The organism is Bacillus nitroreducens, assembly GCF_964021195.1.
The window spans coordinates 532,587-553,242 of the sequence record NZ_CAXHYI020000003.1 but is presented as its reverse complement, the minus strand read 5'-3'; the positions used below and the strand labels follow the sequence as shown (position 1 = coordinate 553,242).

21 protein-coding genes are annotated in these 20,656 nt (G+C 38.8%); 15 read left to right on the top strand and 6 right to left on the bottom strand.

Annotated features, from left to right (window positions below; all coding sequences use genetic code 11):
• The first annotated feature begins 48 nt into the window (after window positions 1-48).
• The 4 genes from ACWPVE_RS06420 (at window position 49) to ACWPVE_RS06405 (ending at window position 2,829) form a co-directional block, all read left to right on the top strand.
• Window positions 49-576, top strand: a complete 528-nt coding sequence (locus tag ACWPVE_RS06420) for a QcrA and Rieske domain-containing protein (RefSeq protein ID WP_453991785.1) — start codon at window positions 49-51, stop codon at window positions 574-576.
• A gap of 180 nt (window positions 577-756) precedes the next feature.
• The gene (locus tag ACWPVE_RS06415; RefSeq protein ID WP_453991783.1) at window positions 757-1,068 is read left to right on the top strand and encodes a hypothetical protein; all 312 of its coding nucleotides are present in this window, start codon (window positions 757-759) and stop codon (window positions 1,066-1,068) included.
• On the top strand, window positions 1,055-1,336 hold the full coding sequence (locus ACWPVE_RS06410) for a hypothetical protein (protein WP_453991781.1): 282 nt from the start codon (window positions 1,055-1,057) through the stop codon (window positions 1,334-1,336). Before ACWPVE_RS06415 ends, ACWPVE_RS06410 begins: the two co-directional genes overlap by 14 nt.
• On the top strand, window positions 1,336-2,829 hold the full coding sequence (locus ACWPVE_RS06405; RefSeq protein ID WP_453991779.1) for an MFS transporter: 1,494 nt from the start codon (window positions 1,336-1,338) through the stop codon (window positions 2,827-2,829). The genes ACWPVE_RS06410 and ACWPVE_RS06405 overlap by 1 nt, the downstream gene beginning before the upstream one ends.
• A 206-nt stretch (window positions 2,830-3,035) precedes the next feature.
• On the opposite strand, the gene ACWPVE_RS06400 is transcribed toward ACWPVE_RS06405, so the two are convergent.
• Window positions 3,036-3,464: a GAF domain-containing protein gene (locus tag ACWPVE_RS06400; protein WP_453991777.1), complete on the bottom strand. Its 429-nt coding sequence runs from the start codon at window positions 3,462-3,464 to the stop codon at window positions 3,036-3,038.
• A 280-nt stretch (window positions 3,465-3,744) separates the two neighbouring features.
• On the opposite strand from ACWPVE_RS06400, the gene ACWPVE_RS06395 reads away from it, so the two are divergent.
• Complete coding sequence (locus ACWPVE_RS06395) at window positions 3,745-4,476, top strand: Crp/Fnr family transcriptional regulator (protein ID WP_453991775.1); 732 nt, start codon at window positions 3,745-3,747, stop codon at window positions 4,474-4,476.
• 127 nt (window positions 4,477-4,603) lie between these two features.
• Here the strand turns inward: ACWPVE_RS06395 and ACWPVE_RS06390 are convergent, their stop codons facing one another.
• Window positions 4,604-5,797: an MFS transporter gene (locus ACWPVE_RS06390; protein WP_453991774.1), complete on the bottom strand. Its 1,194-nt coding sequence runs from the start codon at window positions 5,795-5,797 to the stop codon at window positions 4,604-4,606.
• 223 nt (window positions 5,798-6,020) lie between these two features.
• Between ACWPVE_RS06390 and ACWPVE_RS06385 the strand changes: the two genes are divergently transcribed.
• From ACWPVE_RS06385 to ACWPVE_RS06375, 3 genes are read left to right on the top strand one after another with little or no spacing between them, the layout of a single operon-like run.
• Window positions 6,021-7,457, top strand: coding sequence for a DEAD/DEAH box helicase (locus ACWPVE_RS06385; protein WP_453991772.1), 1,437 nt, complete (start codon window positions 6,021-6,023; stop codon window positions 7,455-7,457).
• 13 nt (window positions 7,458-7,470) lie between these two features.
• Complete coding sequence (locus tag ACWPVE_RS06380) at window positions 7,471-7,647, top strand: hypothetical protein (RefSeq protein ID WP_453991770.1); 177 nt, start codon at window positions 7,471-7,473, stop codon at window positions 7,645-7,647.
• A complete protein-coding gene (locus ACWPVE_RS06375) occupies window positions 7,625-8,074 on the top strand; it encodes a YueI family protein (protein ID WP_453991768.1) in 450 nt (149 codons plus the stop codon). The genes ACWPVE_RS06380 and ACWPVE_RS06375 overlap by 23 nt, the downstream gene beginning before the upstream one ends.
• A 95-nt stretch (window positions 8,075-8,169) precedes the next feature.
• On the opposite strand, the gene ACWPVE_RS06370 is transcribed toward ACWPVE_RS06375, so the two are convergent.
• The 4 genes from ACWPVE_RS06370 to ACWPVE_RS06355 are packed head-to-tail and all read right to left on the bottom strand — an operon-like array spanning window position 8,170 to window position 11,551.
• Window positions 8,170-8,772 (bottom strand): response regulator, encoded by a 603-nt coding sequence (locus ACWPVE_RS06370; protein WP_453991765.1) that lies wholly within the window; start codon window positions 8,770-8,772, stop codon window positions 8,170-8,172.
• A complete protein-coding gene (locus ACWPVE_RS06365; RefSeq protein WP_453991763.1) occupies window positions 8,769-9,905 on the bottom strand; it encodes a histidine kinase in 1,137 nt (378 codons plus the stop codon). The genes ACWPVE_RS06370 and ACWPVE_RS06365 overlap by 4 nt, the downstream gene beginning before the upstream one ends.
• Before the next feature lie 4 nt (window positions 9,906-9,909).
• Window positions 9,910-10,650: an ABC transporter permease gene (locus ACWPVE_RS06360; protein WP_453991761.1), complete on the bottom strand. Its 741-nt coding sequence runs from the start codon at window positions 10,648-10,650 to the stop codon at window positions 9,910-9,912.
• Window position 10,651: 1 nt separating this feature from the next.
• Window positions 10,652-11,551, bottom strand: coding sequence for an ABC transporter ATP-binding protein (locus ACWPVE_RS06355; RefSeq protein WP_453991759.1), 900 nt, complete (start codon window positions 11,549-11,551; stop codon window positions 10,652-10,654).
• A gap of 242 nt (window positions 11,552-11,793) precedes the next feature.
• On the opposite strand from ACWPVE_RS06355, the gene ACWPVE_RS06350 reads away from it, so the two are divergent.
• The 7 genes from ACWPVE_RS06350 to narJ all read left to right on the top strand — a co-directional run bounded on the left by ACWPVE_RS06350 (window position 11,794) and on the right by narJ (window position 20,562).
• The gene (locus ACWPVE_RS06350; RefSeq protein ID WP_453991757.1) at window positions 11,794-13,311 is read left to right on the top strand and encodes a nitrate/nitrite transporter; all 1,518 of its coding nucleotides are present in this window, start codon (window positions 11,794-11,796) and stop codon (window positions 13,309-13,311) included.
• A gap of 187 nt (window positions 13,312-13,498) precedes the next feature.
• A complete protein-coding gene (locus ACWPVE_RS06345) occupies window positions 13,499-13,969 on the top strand; it encodes a hemerythrin domain-containing protein (protein WP_453991755.1) in 471 nt (156 codons plus the stop codon).
• Between the two features lie 36 nt (window positions 13,970-14,005).
• Entirely contained in the window at window positions 14,006-14,317 is a 312-nt protein-coding gene (locus ACWPVE_RS06340) for a hypothetical protein (RefSeq protein ID WP_453991753.1), read from the top strand.
• A gap of 223 nt (window positions 14,318-14,540) precedes the next feature.
• Window positions 14,541-14,810, top strand: coding sequence for a hypothetical protein (locus ACWPVE_RS06335; protein WP_453991751.1), 270 nt, complete (start codon window positions 14,541-14,543; stop codon window positions 14,808-14,810).
• Entirely contained in the window at window positions 14,794-18,471 is a 3,678-nt protein-coding gene (locus ACWPVE_RS06330; protein WP_453991749.1) for a nitrate reductase subunit alpha, read from the top strand. Before ACWPVE_RS06335 ends, ACWPVE_RS06330 begins: the two co-directional genes overlap by 17 nt.
• Window positions 18,461-19,963 carry a nitrate reductase subunit beta gene (gene narH, locus ACWPVE_RS06325; protein WP_453991747.1) on the top strand — a complete coding sequence of 501 codons (1,503 nt, stop codon included), beginning with the start codon at window positions 18,461-18,463 and terminating at the stop codon, window positions 19,961-19,963. Before ACWPVE_RS06330 ends, narH begins: the two co-directional genes overlap by 11 nt.
• Window positions 19,960-20,562 carry a nitrate reductase molybdenum cofactor assembly chaperone gene (narJ, locus tag ACWPVE_RS06320; RefSeq protein WP_453991745.1) on the top strand — a complete coding sequence of 201 codons (603 nt, stop codon included), beginning with the start codon at window positions 19,960-19,962 and terminating at the stop codon, window positions 20,560-20,562. Before narH ends, narJ begins: the two co-directional genes overlap by 4 nt.
• Window positions 20,563-20,656: the final 94 nt, after the last annotated feature.

Below are 20,656 nucleotides of genomic sequence, written 5' to 3'. Positions count from 1 at the left end.
AAATACGCCAAGGCGCATTTGATATATATCCGAAAAGGAGTGATCGGAATGTCGTCTGATAGAAACAATAAAATCCCTTTTAATGAGGATAATTATACGCATAATATTAATCGCAATAATGAAAGAAGCTTAGACCGACGCGGATTTATGAAAACATTGGTCGGTGCAGCGGGTGTCTTTGCTATTTCATCCTTACCATGGGGAGCTGTGGCTGCAAAAGAACTAATGGGACTAGGGGATAAGGAATATCCACATAAAAAAATCATTGATGTTGAAAAGCTTGCTGTAGGCGAATCCACAAACTTTACCTTTCCTGGTGACCATGATGATTCAATTTTGATTAGGCTATCTGACACGAAATACGTTGCCTATCAAAATAAATGCACCCATCTTCAATGCCCTGTTTTTTGGGTGAAGGAAGAAGGACAGATGGTTTGTCCTTGTCACCATGGGTATTTTGATGTGGAAACTGGTGCACCGACTGCTGGACCGCCACGACGTCCATTGCCTGAAATTCAGGTGAAAGTTGAAAATGGTGCAGTGTATGCAGTGAGGGTGAAGCGTTATGAAGCGTAGTTACCGAGGTGTTCTCATTCTTACAATTATTTTGTTATTGAATATCATTTTTACGCAAAAAATGGTTCATCAATTTTTTTATGAGAACTATGTAAATACGCTAGTATTTTGTGGCTTGAATATTGTGTTATTTCCAGTCGCATGGATTTTGTATAAAAAGTTGAAAAGAGCGTGATGGACATGAACAGCGAAACCTATCTTGATTTTTGTTTTATAAGAGAGGCAACGGGAAATTTCACAGAAGAGATTCACGAACTCTTATCGAAGCTTTTTAAGGGTATACGATTAAATTGGTATTTGGAAGAAAAGACAGAAGAGGGCATTGAGATTGTTATTGCTGAGGTAAAAGGAATGAGTAGGTGGTATTCGGAGAAAGAAGCGACTGAATACATCGAGGCCCATGCCGAAGAAGCTTTTTGGTCTTATCTTCAAGGGTATAAAATGTTCATCTATCCTGTTAAGAAGGGGTGCAACAGCTGTGGAGTTAACTGAAATCGAAAGTTTAAAATCATTTCTTTTCGAAAATGTAGAAGTGTCCATTTTGGATGAGGAAGGGGAAGATAAAGCCCCATATGTGAAAAAGAAAATTAGTAAAACGGAGCTATGTCCAGATGGAACTCACCTCCGCATTTACTTTGACCGTCTTCAGTTTTTTGCAGTCCCTTTAACAGCTGAGGTAGCAATGAGCGAAGAAGTTTGGTCTGCGATTGATCAACAAGCTGGTTTAACCTATGTTGTGAAAAAAAGGGGGGAGCTATGATGGTTAGAAAATTTCAACTCCCCTTACAAACGTTAAACCTTGTTGTAGGTTTTATGGTTTGGGTACTTATTTCATCGTTGTTACCATTTATGAAAGAGGATATTCAGATTCCAGCAAACCAATTGGCTTTGGTAACAGCAATACCAGTTATTCTTGGATCAATCTTACGGATTCCATTGGGATATTATGCAAACCAGTTTGGGGCACGTAAGATCTTTTTACTTAGTTTTATTTTATTACTTTTCCCAGTTTACTATATTAGTATAGCTAATTCGGTAACCGACCTTTTAATTGGAGGGTTATTCCTGGGTATTGGTGGTGCGGTTTTCTCAGTCGGGGTTACTTCTCTGCCAAAATATTATCCAAAGGAAAAGCACGGATTTGTGAATGGAATTTATGGTGCAGGGAATCTTGGAACGGCTATTTCTACCTTTGCAGCACCTGTCATTGCAACAAAGATTGGCTGGTCCCTAACCGTTCAGTTATATTTAATTGTTTTGGCTATTTTTATTGTGGCGAACTTCTTATTAGGCGATAAGAAGGAAGTAAAGGTTCAAACCCCTTTAATGGAACAAATCAAGGGTGTCTACAAAAATGAAAAGCTATGGCTTCTGAGTTTGTTTTATTTTCTTACGTTTGGGTCTTTCGTGGCCTTTACCGTCTATTTACCGAACTTCTTGGTAGAGAATTTCGGGTTAGATAAAATAGATGCAGGTTTACGTACAGCAGGCTTTATTGTGCTCGCAACAATCATGCGTCCTGTTGGGGGATGGCTTGCGGACCGGTTCCATTCTCTAAAACTATTAATGTTTGTATTTGGATGTTACACCGTATCTGCAATGATTTTATCATTTGCACCATCGATTGGTTGGTACACAATTGGCTGCTTAACCATCGCTTTCTGTGCGGGTATTGGTAATGGGGTTATTTTTAAATTAGTTCCGATGTATTTCCAAAAACAAGCGGGAATTGTGAATGGAATTGTTTCTGCAATCGGAGGATTAGGTGGATTTTTCCCGCCAATTCTGTTAGGAATTCTATACAATGTTACTGGACATTATGCAATTGGATTTATGGCATTATCAGAGGTGGCATTAGCAAGTTTAATTCTTGTTGTGTGGATGTATTATCATGGAAGAATGGAGCTTGCGAAACAAGTGATTGATCATACGGTTGAAGGAATTATGGTGACGGATGTGCATGGGAAAATCATTTCTGTGAATCCAGCTTTTACGACGATTACAGGGTTTACAGAGGAAGAGATTGTTGGAAAGACACCAAATATCCTGAAATCAGGCAAACAATCGAAGGATTTTTATGAAGATCTCTGGAGTAAAATCGAAACAGAAGGATTTTGGCAGGGAAAAATATGGAATAAACGAAAAGACGGAACCAATTACTTACAATGGTTAACGATTAGTGCTATAAAAAATGATTCTGGTGAAATCGTGCAATACACAGGAATGTTTAGTGATATGACAAAAGAAGACTAAAGAAAAATGAATCCTATTATGGGATTCATTTTTTTAAGTGGATGAATAAGCTGTAAGCCTCTCTACCATGTTATATAAGAAGTTTAGATGGGAGTTAAAACAACCATCTAAAAATAAAGACTAATAACATCATGTCTATGTGGTGTTATTAGTCTTTTATACCCCATTTGATTGGGTAACAAACTACAGTCAGTAGCGATGACGTTTCACGTTAAAGCTGAAAGTTCATTAGCAACTCTTTTTAAAAGCTCAATATGTTCAGTTGTGTATATAACCTCCGAACGAGAGCCTATTAGAAGAACCGCACAAACCTTGCCGTTCGAGTGAATAGGGACAGCTGCAGCTGACACTAGGTTTTCTGCTAGCATTATCGGATATTGAAGTCGAGTTTTTTGGCGGTTTGGTGTATTTATGTCAAGAATCATAGTTGTTCCAAAACGAACGACCGAGCCGGAAAGACCCTTACCAGGTCGAATGACCATATTTTTATAACGATTATTTGTAAATCCATAGGCATATTCCCAGCGGATTGTTTGACTTTCTTGATCGACGGTTGCAATAGCAGAGAACTCACTTGAGGTGTTTGTACACAAATCACGAAGTCTTTGTTTAATTTCTACTTGTAATGCTTCCATGAGTATCTCTCCTCGATACATCTTTCCAATTTAACTCTTCTTGTCTATTGTAAAGCTTTTTTGTGAGATTGTATGTCAGGGAATTCCCTTAACTTTATCTCCCAAAAAGATGATATTTCACTTCGAGGGAAGAGAATTCGATTACGATTTGTCAAGCTAAGGGAATATCACGAGAGATTAAATAGGGGAATTTAGCAAAAAAGTTCAGGATATCCCCTGATACCGAGTTTATGCTATTAGTCGTATGATAATAGTATAAAGTCAGGACGGGGGGATTCAAATGGCATTATTTGTACAGGAACCAAATGGCGAGATTCCTCACATAGAGTCAATAAATGAAAGTATTGATCAATTCCTATCAGAAGAAAATTTAAATAAATTAAAAAGTTTGATGCGCATTCGCAAAGTAGAAGAAGGATCTCACCTTTTTTGGGATGGTGAGGAAGCGGATAAGATGTACTATGTTCTCTCTGGTAGAGTAAAACTTCGGGCATCTTCAGAAAATGGAAAGGATTTCTTATTATCCATTAAGGAAAAGGGAAGTCTAATTGGAGAATTCGGTAGCTTCACGGAAAAACTGTATTTTAACTACCGTGCAGATGTAGAAGAGGCTGCTGAAATTGGTGTAATCACTATTAGTGATTTGAAAAAATTATTATATCAATTTGGTAATTTTGCTGTTGAGTTTATGAGTTGGATTGGTAGGACACAGAGGATTATGCAAAATAAATTATATGATTTTCTCTTCTTTGACAAACAAGGAGCGCTTGCATCTACATTAATCAAATTAACAACAACACACGGGGTAAAATGTAAGGATGGAATTTTAATCGCCATTGAATTAACAAATAAGGATTTAGGTGACTTCATTGGCACAACTCGAGAAAGTGTTAACCGTCTTCTGAATGGTTGGAAAAGAGAAGGAATTGTAGAAATGTACGACCATAAAGTTGTCATTCATAGAATCGACAGGCTATATGAGATGTGTGAATATTCGGGTGGATTACATTAAAATAAAATAGTAAAGCGCATAGTTTCAGTTATCTATAACCGAGAAAACCATGCGCTTTTTTATTGAATGCTATTTCGTATTTACAATTGTTTTCTCGAGGAATGTGAATCTACTTTATTTAGATTCTCTAGACAATTGCTTTTACTTGTTTTTTTGATTTTGCATTTTTTTGCCAGAACAAAGTAATGAACAAAGTGACAATGAGTAAGATAAGTCCTAGTATAAATGGATAGATAAGATTAACATCATATAAAATTCCTGCAAGTGTTGGGCCTAAAATGTTACCTATACTCATATAGGCGTTATTCATCCCCATCGCAAATCCTTGTTCATTTCCTGCAAGCTTAGAAATTAACGTGTTAAGCACAGGACGAAGGATGGACGTTGCAAGGAAGATTAGTAAAGAAATGGCGAAAAACATTGCAAAGCTATTCGCGACTAATGAAAGAAGGAAGCCGACTGCGGCTACTGTAATAAAAATGTTCAAGATTTTTCCTTCTCCAAAGCGTGCAACCATACGATCAACAACAAACAATTGAACGATTACACTCACAATTCCAGTAGATGTTACCATGATGGCGATATCTTGTGGTGATGCATTGTATTGGTTATCAACAAAAAGACCAATAACGGATTCAAATGCCATTAAACCGAAGCTCATGACAAGTGTAATGATAAGCGGAATGAAAAACGGCATACGTACGGATCGTACGATCTTTTTAACCATGTTTTCATTATCAACAGGCATAAAGCCTTCTACCTTCTGTTGGCTTTCCTTAAGAACGGCAAAGGAGAATATGACAGATACAAGTGAAACCAATGCTGATATTAGGAAAGGGAATTTAATTCCAAAGTCTGCTAAAAATCCACCAATTCCAGGTCCTACGACAATTCCAAGAGACATAGCGGCTGATATATAGCTGTTTCCTTTCGCACGTTGTTCCATGGTTGTAATATCTGCAACATAGGCGAATATTGCAGGAATAAGTAAAGCTGCACCAATTCCACCCACAACGCGAGAAGCATACAACAACCAAATTGAATCTACAAAGTAGAAAATAAACATGGATAAAGTAAGGCCTATAAGTCCATAAATAATCATTTTTCTTCGACCATATTGGTCCGTCCATTTTCCTGCTATAGGTGAAACAATAAATTGAGCCCCAGCAAAAATAGCAATCATCAGTCCAGCCGCTTTTCCACCCTCATTAATTGATTCAAGATAAGCTGGTAAAATGGGAATAATAATACCAAAACTTCCAATCGCAATAAACATATTGATCATTAATATTATCATCTTTTTACGTTGGTCTGCAGTCATGGTACACCTCTTTCTCTATAGTAATAACTGATAGTCTATATTTCTTATAACTATAATAAGTTATTACAACTTCAAACAGTTGTCAAAGAGAATTACTACCAATAATTCGACAAAATTCGACAACGCGACCAAGGACAGTCTTTATCTCGTGATGAAATCTTCCTGGGATAATGGACCTATCCTTTGTACGCAACTATAATTAAAGAAAAAATGAGGTAAATTTATGAGTAGTTTTGAAAAATTCAATTTAAGTGACGAAGTCGTTCGATCGCTTTCAGGTTTGGGCTATGAAACTCCGACTGACATTCAAACAAATGTCATACCTGTTGCTCTAGAAAAGCAAGACCTTGTTGGAAAATCACAAACAGGTAGTGGGAAAACAGCCGCATTTGCGATTCCGATTTGTGAATCAATTATTTGGGAGGAAAACAAGCCACAGGCGCTGATTTTAACCCCAACGCGAGAGCTTGCAGCACAAGTAAATGAAGATGTGATAAATATCGGTCGATTTAGGAGAATAAAATCAACCGCTATATTTGGTAAGCAATCTTTTCAAAGACAAAAGCTGGAGCTAAAACAAAAAACACATGTTGTAGTGGGAACACCAGGAAGGATACTTGACCACTTAAAAAAAGGAACGCTACTTGTAGATAACATAAAATTTCTTGTAATTGATGAAGCAGATGAGATGTTAAATATGGGGTTCATTGAACAGGTGGAGGCGATAATTAATGCCATTCCTACTGAACGTGTGACGATGCTTTTTTCAGCAACATTCCCAAAGGATGTAGAAGCACTTTCGAATAAATATATGAATTCTCCAACATATATAGAAGTTCAAACCCCTATTCATGCAAAGGGAAAAATCAAACATTTTGTAGTGAATGTAGAGGAAGAAAATAAGATTTCAGTGTTGAAAGATCTAACAATGGTAGAAAATCCAGATAGTTGTATTGTTTTTTGTAGCACTCAGCAGGGTGTGGATCAGTTGTATAGGAAATTAATGAATGCTCATTATTCCTGTGGTAGGATTCACGGTCGTATGGTTCAAGAAGAGCGTTTTGAGGTTATAGATCAGTTTAAAAAGGGGAAGTTTCGTTATTTAGTTGCAACAGATATTGCTTCACGAGGGATTGATGTAGAAGATATCTCTTTAGTCATAAGCTATGACGTTCCTCAAGACAAAGAAAGGTATATTCACCGAATTGGCAGAACGGGTCGTGCAGGAAAAATGGGAAAAGCGATCATGTTAGTAACAGCAAATGAAGAGAATCTTGTAAAAGAAATTGAAGAATACATGGGAGTAGACATTAGAAAAATGGAATTTCCCAATCATGGAGAGGTTGATCGTGCAAAAGCTGCCTTTCTCAAAAAAATGAATACAAAGCCACAACTAAAACAGGATAAAGCAAACCAAATCAACAAGGATATCGTAAAACTTTATTTTAATGGTGGGAAAAAGAAAAAACTACGGGTGGTGGATTTTGTTGGAACAATTGCAAAATTACCTGGGGTAACAGCTGATGATATAGGAATTATCACCATTCAGGAAAATGCAACTTTTGTAGAAATTCTTAATGGAAAGGGCCAAAAGGTATTAGAGGCAATGAAACACACAACAATAAAAGGAAAACAACTGAAAGTTCATATTGCAAGATAGAAGAGGAGTACACATGATTGAACTCTGCAGTTTCTTAGATAAAATACTTGTCTCTTTGTCTAACGTAACTGCAGGGGAACATGGACTTGCAAAACGGAATACTCATAAAAGAGAATGGAATTGTTATAATGAGCATAACGATGATAAGCAAGAAGGGAAGAAATTAAGTGACAAAGCAAAATGTAGATGACTATCTTCAACAGGGCATTTATGGAGCGAAAGAAATAAAGCCTGAAGAGCGGAAAAAATTTCTTGGAACGATTAGAGAACGTGTTGTATGGGCTCTCACCCAGTCTCAAGTTAGAGAAAATAAGGTATTCCAAGAGATTCAAGATGCTTGTAAAAAAGACAATAGAGTTCATATGTACTTGAATGGGCATATGAATTATCGCTTTCTATCGAAATATGTACAGTTGGCTGGTCAATATAACATCCAGTACACACTTGTCACGAACAAGGAATACAATTCAGACCTTGGACTTGTCCTCGCATACGATCACGCGATTGACAAAGAAGAGATTTTTATCGATAAATCAGGAAAGCCAGTTATCCCAAACCAGCAAACAGCCAAAAAAAGTGGACTCCTCTCTCTTTTTAAAAAAACGTTTAAAAAGTAGGGAAGAGTCCCTTTTTTGTTTTACTTATAACTTGCCATGGAATCGAGTTCCCAAATCTCATCATAATTTTCCCTGAGACAAAGATGTCCCCGTGCCTATATCCATCGTTTTTCTTTCGCCACGGTAACTGCCTCAGTACGGTTCTTCACGCCTAGTTTGTTGATAATTTCAGACATGTAGTTGCGGACAGTTCCAGGTGAAAGGAACAATTGTAAAGAAATTTCTTTTGAGGTTTTACCCTCTGAAGCCAACCGTAATACATCCTGTTCTCGTTTCGTAAGTGGGTTGTTTTCTTTGATACTACCAAATATTAATTCAGGGGAAAATTCCCGTTTGCCTTTCATGACACTGCGAATTGACTCGGCAAGCTCATCAACGGAGCCATCTTTTAGCAAATAACCATGGACACCTATCTTGACAGCTTGCTCAAAATAACCAGGACGTGCAAAAGTAGTGAGGATGATAACTTTACAACTGGAAAACCGTTTTTTCGCTTCTTCAGCTACTTCCAGACCGTTTCTATAAGGCATCTCAATATCCATTAAACAAACGTCGGGCTTAAGGGAGAGTATTAACTCCAAAGCCTCTTTTCCATTTGAAGCTTCCCCAACAATTTCGATATCATCCTCAAAATCTAGTAATGAGCCTAAAGCACCTCTTAGCATTCCTTGATCTTCGGCTATCACTACTCTAATCAAGAACCAACACCAGCCTTTTTTTCTTTTACAATGATGGGAACTGTGATCATGAGTTTTGTTCCTTTGTCTGAAATGATTTCTACAAAGCCGTCGATCAAACGTAGTCGTTCATGAATTCCTTTTAACCCGTTTCCTTCTTCATTCGAGTCTTGAAGGCCTTTCCCATCGTCAACAATCGTTAATTCTATTTTTCCAGTTCGTTGTATAAGCTGGACGATACAGGTTTTTGCTTGGCTATGCTTTACCACATTTGTAATGCCTTCTTTCAGGCACAGGCTAAGAATATTTTGCGTAAGCAATGGGACATCCTCAAGCTTCGAGTCCCCATTAAATTGAAATGAAATTCCTGCTGCTTGCAATATGGTTTCCGTTTCGATCAGTTCTTCAGCAATCGTGATGGCTCTCATATCGGATATGAGTTCTCTAACTTGTCTCAGTGCAGAGCGGGAGGTTCTTTCAATTTCCTTTGTTTCAAGTTTGGCTTTTTCTATATCTTTACTAATTAATTTGTGGACGAGCTGACTTTTTAACGTAATCATCGATAATGTGTGACCTAACGTATCATGGAGGTCCCTTGCAATTCGCATTCGTTCTTCTCGTTTTACGAGCTCCTCGATCTGTTCATTTGCTTCTTCTAGCTTTTTTTCTAACTCCATCCGACTATTCATTGAACGAATTCCAAATGGGGAGACAATCATAATGATGATAAATATGGCATAGAAGTACGTCTTCTCAATCATTAATGAATCCCAATGAATGAGCAGTGGAATAGAAATAGCAAGTGTAAAGAAACCTAACGCCCGATAAAAATATACCCTTTTGCCGTACCAGCCAATAAAATGGGCAGGGAAAAATCCTAAAAATATATTGTACAGATTATATGAGATTGCGAGAATCATAACGATAATAATTTGGATTACCAACCAATACGTGTAGGTTTTTTTATCAAAAGAGTTATAGAGCTGTCGATAGGTTACAAGAAACAATATGAGCAGCCCAATACCTGCAATTTGTTTCCAACCGCTCTCGATTGAAACGTAATAGGCAGGCATGACAAGGTAAATCAAAAATATATAGGGGAAAAATCCATATCTAGCGGGAAAAACCTTGAATTCTTTTAGTTTTTGTAGCAATTGTTTACACCGCCACTTCTTGTTTTCTCCTTGTATATCCTGATATTACCATGAATAGAACGAGATACCCAACTAAAAGTGTAAAATTAGTCCAGTCTGGCACACCACCACGGACGATTTCCCATGCGCCACTGCCGTAGTGGTAGGATGGGAGCCATTTACCAATATTTTGAATGAAGTTTGGCATGATTTCCATCGGCATCCACATGCCACCACAGATTGCTAGAACCATATAAACCATATTTGAAACACCACCAGCGGTATCCACTCTTTTCATTGTTCCCACAAGTGTCCCTATCGCTAGAAATGGCAAGGAGCCAAACAATAGCCAAACCCCGCACATCAACCACTCAAGTGGGCTAAGGGAAATTCCATTAATTAGTCCACCTGCTGTAAAAATAATAACAATTGAACAAATATGAATAACCGTTTGACCGATCATTTTCGCAGCAAAATATGCTTGATCAGATAACGGAGTAATTCTCATAAACATGGACCAGCCTTGTTTTCGTTCTTCCACAAGTCGAATTCCCAATGTCATAATGGCAGACCCCATCACACTAAACGCAGCCATTGACATTAAAAAATGTGCTTTCCATAACTGTTGGTCATCCGTTGCCGAGTTGAAAATTTTTGTAAATACAACATAAAAAACGATAGGCATGAACAATGACCAAAATACATAATAGGGGTTTCGAAAAATCCTCAATATCTCTACCTTACATTGCATATAAAATCCGTTCACTTTAGATAACCTCCCTTTGTTCTACTAAATGCTCGAATGCATCTTCAAGTCTCCCTCGTTCGATTTCAATATGCTGGATTGGAAGCTTTTTCTCAAACAGTGTGGCCAGTACTAAATCGGTGTTGTCCGTTAAGACATGCACCCGTTTATCTTTTTCATACACATCTATTACATATGGTAAGATTTGTATTTCTCTTAAGCTGATTGCGCTCAATGGAGTAAACGAAACAGATTGTTTGATTAACCGAGCTTTTATATTAGTGGGGGTTCCATCTCCAACAATTTTGCCTTCGTGAAATAGAATCACTCTTTCGGCTACATCATCGGCCTCTTGCAAATAATGAGTCGTGAAAATAATGGTTTTTCCTCGATTTTTTAATTCATTAATCGTACTCCAGAAAAGTTTTCTCGCGGTTACATCCATTCCAACGGTTGGTTCATCAAAGAAAAGTACATCTGGATTACCCGCCATAGCTAGTGCAAAACCAAGACGTCTCTTTTGACCACCTGAAAGCTTATTCGCTCGTTTTTGCAATTCATCTTTCGTAAATCCAGTAAACGTAATCAGTTCTTCATAGGTTAAGGCATCCGGATAATAGCTTCTAAACAGCTGTATCACTTCATGGACTTTCAAAGCATCTATTACACTTACTTCTTGTAGCAACGCACCAATTTTCCCACGGACAGACTTATCCTTCGGAGATTTTCCAAATAAACGAACAGAGCCATTGGTTGGTTCATGTAACCCAAGCATCATCATCATTGTGGTTGTTTTTCCCGCCCCATTAGGTCCAAGAATCGCCACAACCTCACCTTTTTGAATCGAAAAAGAAATTTGGTCAACAGCTGTCTTATTTTTAAATAATTTACTAACCTGATTTACTTCAATTATTGTTTCCATCAAAAACACCTCCACCTTGATTGTAAAACGAACGAGGGACCTATATTAGTGGATAATGTCATGTTATGAGATGACAAATGTCATTAGGCTTTATATTTGTAGGGAATGTCCTATTCCTACTAAGAGAGAATCTTTACCCTTACGCAGTAGAGGGATAATTAAAAAACTATGTTTTATTTTCAATGGAATTCCACAAACTAGAAAAAATATGTGTTGAATGTTTGGAGGAGGAATACGACGTTATGAGGACGCAAAAACTGCAGCTACCACTTCAAACCTCAAGTTTAGTTGTAGGTTTTATGGTGTGGGTGATCCTATCTTCCCTAATGGCTAGCATTAAACAAGATATACCTCTAACTGATAATCAAACTGCGATGGTCACAGCAGTTCCAGTTATTTTGGGTTCTTTATTGCGCATTTTGTTAGGATATTGGACAAATATATTTGGGGCAAGATGGTTGTTCTTCATCGGATTTGTTATCCTAATCTTTCCGATTTTCTATATTAGTCTCGCTGATTCGATGTTCGATTTAATTTTAGGAGGGCTTATTCTCGGTGTTGGGGGCGCCCTCTTTTCAATCGGGGTAACTTCACTCCCAAAATACTATCCGAAGGAACGGCACGGGTTTGTGAACGGGATTTATGGTGCGGGTAATATAGGTACAGCCATTACATCCTTTGCAGCACCTGCACTCGCTGTAAGTATAGGATGGCAAAGTACGGTCCGTTTATTTTTAATTCCTGTCATTTTATTTGCAGTATTAAACTTCTTACTAGGGGACAAAAATGAGCCTAAGGTCAATAACCCATTAAGTGAACAAATAAAAAGTGTATATAAAAATGAAAAACTTTGGTTTATCAGCTTATTTTATTTTGTAACCTTTGGTTCGTTTGTTGCGTTTACTGTGTATTTACCGAATTTTTTAGTCTCATATTTTAGTCTAACATCTGTAGATGCAGGCTTGCGAACGGCTGGGTTTATTACACTGGCAACACTTATGAGACCAGTTGGAGGATGGCTCGGCGATAAGTTTAACCCGTATCTCATTTTATTTATTGTCTTTAATGTTATTACGTTTGCGGGTGTACTCTTGGCTTTTACACCTGATATCGTTTTATATACGATAGGTTGTTTGCTCGTATCTATTTTTGCTGGAATTGGAAATGGAACGATTTTTAAACTTGTACCGTATTATTTTTCAAAACAAGCTGGGATTGTCAATGGAATTGTATCTGCAATGGGTGGTCTCGGTGGATTTTTTCCACCAATCGTTCTTTCCATTGTATTTGGCATGACTGGACACTATGCCATCGGATTTATGTCACTAGCGATGTTTGCATTGCTAAGTTCTGTATTCGTTGTATGGATGTATAATTCTGAACGAATTCAACTAGAGGCAAAGCTAATCGAAAATGTAGCACAAGGTATGATGGTTACAGATCCAAATGGTGTTATCAAGAAGGTGAACCAAGCTTTTACAAAAGTAACGGGGTATGAGCCTGAAGAAGCAATTGGAAATACACCAAGTATGCTTCGCTCTGGTAAACATGATCAGGCTTTCTATGAGCGGATGTGGGAAGCAATTAGCACCAAAGGTTATTGGCAAGGAGAAATTTGGAATAAGCGAAAAAACAATGAACTGTATTTAGAATGGCTGACGATTAGTGAAGTAAAAAATGAGGCAGGAGAAACGAAATACTATGTAGGTCTTTTTAATGATTTAACTGAAAAACAAGATGTAATACCACAAAAAGGCTAGGGGTATCCCTAGCTTTTCTTAATTGAATATAAATGTTGTCTCTTACCTATTTCTTATTTTAAGTAGTCAACGGTCTTGAGGTTCTAGTAATTTGCTTCAGAAGGGCAAAAGACACCTACTTACTAATTGTGACATTTTTAGAAATTATGTTTATAGGAGTTTAATGAAATCGTAGATGGAAAGGATTATGAAGGAAGTAATAATTGTAAATGAAGAAAGGATGATAGTGATGTCAACAGGACCAAGTTTACGAAAAGTGGATGCTCATTCTGCGATACATGAGGCCGCCCTACATGAAGCGAAGGAGCTTCGAAATATATTTCGAAAATGTATTGAAGAAGGTGATAAGGAAAAAGCCTTGCAAGTTGCAGAAGTTGCAATTGACCATTGGGAGTCACGTACTTTGAAACATGCAGATTCAGAAGAAGAAGGTTTATATAAGGAAATGATAGAAAAAAATCCAAAGCTCGAAAAAATGGTGAATCAATTAACACGTGACCATGATTTAATGCGGCGTATTGTTGCAACAATCAAGAAAAGCTTGGAGACAGAAGTGGCTGATCATCGATTGATTCCTCTTTTAGATAGCTTAATTATTATTGATGAAATTCATAATGAGGATGAAATGAATAAATTACTAGCCAATAACGAACAATAAAATGAAAAATTAGGAAACTGAGGAAAGGGGATGAAAATGGGTAAAAAAGATGCAATTGAGGAAAAACTGTTACGGTTCGTGGCTCCTGCCCTCTATCAAAAGATGGTCGAAACTTTTTTAGCGCATAATATTCATTCCTATGATATTTATGCAACTGTAGTGAAACAGGAGAATGGCTATGAGTTAACATTGCGATTCTCTCAATCATTTTCCCAATCCGTCACAACCTTTGTAAGTTTTGAACAAGCAAAGAATCCAGATGCAGAGATTGAAACGTTCTTTAAAGAAACAGCTGAAAAATGCAAGAATCAACTCATTTCTGACTACTACAAGATGATTAAACTATAAAAATGAGTACTTTGTTTTGGGTGTCTAGTTCCAAGCGCGATTGGCGCAAGGTCAAAAGCCAATCTCTTCGGAAGGCCGGCCTGTCTTATGCTTTTTGTCTCTGCTCGGACGGCAAGTATTTTAGTGTTAGACAAGGACACACCTGTCTTCAGCTGGAATTAGGGCGATTTGGATTTCTCTTAAAAAAGGAGTTGGTTTGTTGTTTTGGATGGAGAATGACTCAATGTTGGTAGAAGATCGTGAGGATTTGATTGCTGTGTTGAGGATGAGATTTGGTGATGTTCCAGGGAAAATGATTGAAGAAATCTATGAGATTGATGACCTGAGCACCATTCAACGTCTTATTCTTGCAGCAGCAAATGCTTCGAGCTGGAATGTCTTTGTCGAAGAATTTCAGGCAGGTACACAAAGTTTCAGGTTAGTGGGTGAGGACTTTAACCCATTGGCTAATATCCTAAAGGGAAGGGATGGAGACATTGGCAAAGCAGAATAGTCTCTTCCACTCGCTAAAGCATTTAGTGCGTGGAGAGCGTATAAACGATGGTTGGACAGAAGAAAATCCACGCCCACGTGACTGGGAATCAATCTACCGCCAACGCTGGGCCCACGATAAGATTGTCCGCTCCACACATGGGGTGAACTGTACGGGTTCTTGTAGCTGGAAGATTCATGTAAAGGACGGAATCATTGCCTATGAAACTCAGCAAACAGATTACCCGTCAACAGGGGATAACTTCCCAGATTACGAGCCCCGTGGTTGTCCACGTGGTGCTAGTTTTTCATGGTATACATACAGTCCTACCCGAGTGAAATATCCATACGTACGAGGTGACCTTCTCTCTTTATGGAAGGAAGAGGTTGCTCTGGCGGATAACCCTGTTCAAGCATGGGAGAATATTGTGACAAACCCTGAAAAACGAAATGCCTATGTTTCAGCACGAGGTAGAGGTGGGTTTGTGAGAGGAACCTGGAAAGATGTCTGTCAGATTATTGCAGCATCAACCATTTATACGATTAAAAAATATGGACCAGACCGGGTTGTTGGATTCAGTCCAATTCCTGCCATGTCAATGGTCAGCTATTCGGGAGGAACAAGATTTTTATCCCTTATTGGTGGGACCATTCTTAGCTTTTATGATTGGTATGCAGATTTACCACCAGCGTCTCCGCAAGTCTGGGGTGACCAGACTGATGTTCCAGAGAGTGGGGATTGGTACAATACTAAATATTTTATTATTTGGGGCACGAATATCCCTCAGACAAGAACTCCAGACGCGCACTTTATGGTTGAGGCGCGTTATAACGGAACAAAAGTAGTTGGCGTAAGTCCCGATTATGCGGAATATGATAAGTTCGCTGATATTTGGTTGCCTGCTAAAGCGGGTACAGATGGTGCACTTGCAATGGCAATGACCCATGTTATTTTAAAAGAATTTTATGTAGATAAAGAGACACCTTATTTTAGAGATTATGCGAAACAATACACAGATTTACCGTTCCTCATTACGTTGAATAAAAAAGGTGAGAACTACCGTTCAGACCGATTCCTTCGTGCTTCTGATTTTTCTGACCAGCATGAATTAGGGGACTGGAAGACGGTGGTTTGGGATGAAAATACAAATCAAATTGCTGTGCCTAATGGAAGCCAAGGATTCAGATGGGATAGCAGCACAAAGTGGAATTTGGATATGACGACTGAAGACGGAACTAGCATTAATCCAAAGCTAAGTTTTGTAAAGGATAGCGATGATGTTGTACTGGTTGAATTCCCGTATTTCGCCGAAAAAGAAGGCGGGAAAATTGTACGTGGTGTCCCGATCAAGCGAATGAAAGATCAATCAGGTAATGAAATGATGGTGACAACCGTTTACGATTTAATGCTTGCTCATACTGGAATAAGCCGTGGGCTTAAAGGTGATTACCCGACTGACTATCATGATGCAACAAGACCATACACTCCAGCATGGCAAGAAAGTATTACGGGTGTTAAAAAGGAGCATGTTATCCAAGTTGCCCGAGAATTTGCTGAAAATGCAGCGTTAACCCAGGGTAAATCAATGATTGCAATGGGTGGTGGAACAAATCACTGGTTCCATAGCGACCAAATCTACCGTTCCATTTTAAACCTGGTCCTCCTTACTGGCTCGCAAGGGGTCAATGGGGGTGGATGGGCTCACTATGTTGGACAGGAAAAAGTCCGTCCATTAGAAGGGTTTCAGCAAATTGCGTTTGCAAACGACTGGGTAAAATCTCCAAAGTTGATGAACGGAACATCGTTTTTCTATTTTGCTACAGAACAATTCCGCTATGAATATGATTTTGATGATCGAGAAACGGACTGGGGTAGTCAATATTCAACGATGCATCCAGCCGACTTTAACGCTATGTCCGCGCGTTTAGGGTGGTTACCTAGCTTCCCGTCATTGTCACAAAATACACTCGATGTAATGAAGGATGCACGTGAAAAAAATAGTGATGACAAAGCTGTAACCGACTATATTGCAAAGCAGTTAGTCGATGGAAAACTAGATTTTGCAATTGAAAATCCAAATGACCCACGAAATTTTCCAAGAGTCTTCTTTAATTGGCGTTCTAATTTACTAGGAGATAGCGGAAAAGGTCACGAGTATTTTGTTAAACATTTAATTGGTTCTAAAGATACCGTTTTATCAGACCCTGAACAATCATGGCAGCCTAAGGATGTAAAAATTACAGAAAAACCACCTGAAGGTAAGACAGATCTTTTTATCAGTATGGATTTTCGGATGACAAGTTCAGGTTTATTCTCTGACATCATCTTGCCTGCAGCTACTTGGTATGAAAAACAGGACATTAGCACAACGGACTTACATCCATTTGTTCACCCATTTAATGCCGCTATTAGTCCGCCTTGGGATACAAGAAGTGACTGGGATGCATTTAGAGAAATTGCGAAGGCTTTCTCTGAGCTTGCAAAGGATCATTTGCCAGCTCAAGAAGATCTCGTGATTTCACCTCTTGCCCATGACACGATAAATGAAATTGCTCAACCATTTGGAAAAGTAAAGGATTGGCGAAAGGGAGAAATTGAAGGTATACCAGGTAAAACCATGCCAAACTTTAATTTCGTAAAGCGTGATTATCCAAATGTGTATGACATGTGGATAACTGTGGGGCCAAATATAAAAAATGGCTATGGTACGAAAGGTGTAAAAATTCCTGGGGATAAAGTGTACCAATCGTTATTAGATCGCCTCGGTCCATCCAAGCATGAAGGGATTGGAAAAGGCTTTCCGTCCCTCTATTCAGATGTTCAAGCTATTAATGCGATTCTCCTTATGTCGGGAGCTACCAATGGTAAGCGTGCAGTTGAAGGTTGGAAATCGATGGAACAGAAGACAGGGAAGAAACTTGAACATATTGCAAAGGAACGTGAGGAAGAGGATTTTACTTTAGATGCATTAACCATTCAGCCTAGACAAACTCTTTCAACACCTGTTTGGAGCGGGTTGGAAAGTGATGGTCGCAGGTATTCGCCTTTCACAGTAAACAAAGAGTACCACATTCCTTGGCATACACTGACAGGTCGCCAAAGTTTTTACTTAGATCATGAGGTAATACTCGATTTTGGGGAGGGTCTTCCATTATATATTCCACCTATTAATAAAGGGCCTTTTATTAAGGGGGAAAAAGAGGTTGAGAATAGCGGAAAGTCTATCACTCTTCGGTATATGACCCCTCACCAAAAATGGGGTATCCACACGATGTTCACAGATACCAACCATATGGTACAGCTTTTTAGAGGTTGGCAAGTTGTGTGGTTAAACGAAGAGGATGCTGCAGAAATAGGCATTAAAGATAATGATTGGATTGAATTATACAATCGAAATGGTGCGGTTGTAGCTAGAGCGGTCGTCACATACAGAATGCCGCGTGGAGCGGTATACATGCATCATGCACAAGATCGGGTTATGGGAGTGCCAGGTAACACAATCAACAAAAACCGCGGTGGAACACATAACAGCGTGACAAGAATTTATCCAAAGGCAACGCATATGATTGGTGGTTATTCACAGCTAAGCTATGGATTCAATTACTATGGACCAACAGGTAGCCAGAGAGATACGCTTGCGATTGTTCGCCCATTAAAGGAGGTCGACTGGCTTGAGAATTAAGGCACAAGTGGCGATGGTGATGCACTTAGACAAGTGTATAGGCTGTCATACTTGTTCTGTCACATGTAAGAATGTATGGACGAATCGACCTGGTATGGAATACGTCTGGTACAACAACGTTGAAACACGACCAGGACCAGGGTACCCGAAAGAATGGGAAAACACAGATCGCTTTAAGGGTGGTTGGACATTGAGAAATGGAAAACTACATCTACGAGCTGGTGGTCCAATTTCCAAACTTGCAAACATTTTTTACAATCCAAATATGGCAGAGCTTGATGACTTTTATGAGCCATGGACTTATGATTATCAGCATTTGCACCAAGCGAAAAAAGGGGAGAACATCCCTGTTGCAAGACCAAAGTCTATGATTACAGGTAAATATATCGATAAGCCAGAATGGGGACCGAACTGGGATGATGACCTTGCAGGTGGTAGTGAGGTCGTCCCAATGGACCCTAACGTTCAAAAATTGCAAGAGCATATTGCAATGGAATATGAAAAAACCTTCATGATGTATCTACCACGAATATGTGAGCATTGCTTAAACCCTTCTTGTGTCGCATCCTGCCCATCAGGAGCTCTTTATAAACGAGATGAAGATGGAATCGTCTTAGTTGACCAAGATGCGTGTCGTGGCTGGCGCTTTTGCATGAATGGTTGTCCGTATCACAAAGTGTATTACAACTGGAACACACATAAAGCAGAAAAATGTAACTTCTGTTATCCACGTACAGAGGCAGGATTACCAACGATTTGTTCTGAAACGTGTGTAGGTCGTATCCGATACATCGGTGTTGTACTCTATGATGCCGACCGTGTGAAGGAAGCGGCATCAGTAGAAGACCCTAAAGATTTGTATGAAGCTCAGCTTTCAGTCTTTTTAGATCCATTTGATCCAGAAGTAATTGAAAAAGCACAAGAGCAAGGAATTAATCCTAGCTGGATTAGGAGTGCACAGGAGTCACCAGTTTATAAAATGGCAATGAAGTGGAAAATTGCTTTACCATTGCACCCTGAATACAGAACGCTACCAATGGTGTGGTATGTACCGCCGCTTAGCCCAATTATGAACCATATTACAAATGAGGAGTCTTTAAGTGCGAATGGATACATTCCAGCTGTAGATGATATGAGAATTCCAATGGAATACCTAGCATCCATTTTATCTGCGGATGATACGGAAGTCATTCGTCGAGTACTACTCAAGATGGCCGCGATGAGAGTTCATATGCGTGCAAAAACAGTTGGAGGTATTGATGAGGAGTCGATGAGCAAACTCATAAATGAAGCGAGAACATCAACTGAAGAGCTTGAAGACATGCAGCGATTATTGGGAGTTGCAAAATATAATGAGCGCTTCGTGATTCCAACAGGTCGTCGAGAAATGGATGAAGATCTCCATTACAAGCAAGGAGCATGTAGTATTGAAGATTTAGCACCTCCTGAAGGAATGGTGACATATCCATTTGAAAGAAGTGGGAATCAATGACCAATGAAGCAAAAGCTCTATTAATGATCATGTCGCGTATTCTCGATTATCCGGATAATACCCTACTCAAAGGGTATCGGGATCTTGAGGATTTTGTGAATGCTGAGATTGGCTCTGTGAAAATGAGAAATGAAATTTTAGAAAGAATAACTCCGCTTTTTAAGATGCCAATCCTTGAGTTACAAGAACTGTATGTCGAGACGTTTGATTATAAGGATAAAACAGGTTTATACTTAACCGCTCATGAATTGGGCGATAGTCGAAAACGTGGTGCAGCTTTAATTAAGTTGCAAAAATTAATCGTAGAAGGTGGATTTGAATACCACGGAAACGAAATTGTGGATTACATCCCGATGCTGTTTGAGCTATTAGCTCATGCACAAGAAGGTGAAAATTTCGAACGATTATATCGTCGCTTAGCATTTGCAGTTGCTCGAATTCATAAGAACTTAATGGATTCAAATCCTTACAAGAGGATTGTGGACTTGCTAATGATGTTTGTTTTTGAAGCACCAGAGGCTGAAGAGATCACATTACTTGAGAATCAACGCGAGGAAGCCGATTTAGAAGAACTTCCATATCCGATGTTTTATCAATAAGTGAAATCTTTTTAGTAAGCTTTCTGCTGATAGTAGTTCTGTGAAGTGAGATGTGGACAGAACCTTTCATCAGGTAATTGATGCTGCTGTTTTT

Excerpts from the sequence above, each read along its gene's own strand:
- ACWPVE_RS06420 (WP_453991785.1), top strand. The coding sequence starts at position 49 with ATGTCGTCTGATAGAAACAATAAAATCCCTTTTAATGAGGATAATTAT.
- ACWPVE_RS06415 (WP_453991783.1), top strand. The coding sequence starts at position 757 with ATGAACAGCGAAACCTATCTTGATTTTTGTTTTATAAGAGAGGCAACG.
- ACWPVE_RS06405 (WP_453991779.1), top strand. The coding sequence starts at position 1,336 with ATGGTTAGAAAATTTCAACTCCCCTTACAAACGTTAAACCTTGTTGTA.
- ACWPVE_RS06400 (WP_453991777.1), bottom strand. The coding sequence starts at position 3,464 with ATGGAAGCATTACAAGTAGAAATTAAACAAAGACTTCGTGATTTGTGT.
- ACWPVE_RS06395 (WP_453991775.1), top strand. The coding sequence starts at position 3,745 with ATGGCATTATTTGTACAGGAACCAAATGGCGAGATTCCTCACATAGAG.
- ACWPVE_RS06390 (WP_453991774.1), bottom strand. The coding sequence starts at position 5,797 with ATGACTGCAGACCAACGTAAAAAGATGATAATATTAATGATCAATATG.
- ACWPVE_RS06385 (WP_453991772.1), top strand. The coding sequence starts at position 6,021 with ATGAGTAGTTTTGAAAAATTCAATTTAAGTGACGAAGTCGTTCGATCG.
- ACWPVE_RS06380 (WP_453991770.1), top strand. The coding sequence starts at position 7,471 with ATGATTGAACTCTGCAGTTTCTTAGATAAAATACTTGTCTCTTTGTCT.
- ACWPVE_RS06355 (WP_453991759.1), bottom strand. The coding sequence starts at position 11,551 with ATGGAAACAATAATTGAAGTAAATCAGGTTAGTAAATTATTTAAAAAT.
- ACWPVE_RS06350 (WP_453991757.1), top strand. The coding sequence starts at position 11,794 with ATGAGGACGCAAAAACTGCAGCTACCACTTCAAACCTCAAGTTTAGTT.
- ACWPVE_RS06345 (WP_453991755.1), top strand. The coding sequence starts at position 13,499 with ATGAAGGAAGTAATAATTGTAAATGAAGAAAGGATGATAGTGATGTCA.
- ACWPVE_RS06340 (WP_453991753.1), top strand. The coding sequence starts at position 14,006 with ATGGGTAAAAAAGATGCAATTGAGGAAAAACTGTTACGGTTCGTGGCT.
- ACWPVE_RS06335 (WP_453991751.1), top strand. The coding sequence starts at position 14,541 with ATGTTGGTAGAAGATCGTGAGGATTTGATTGCTGTGTTGAGGATGAGA.
- narJ (WP_453991745.1), top strand. The coding sequence starts at position 19,960 with ATGACCAATGAAGCAAAAGCTCTATTAATGATCATGTCGCGTATTCTC.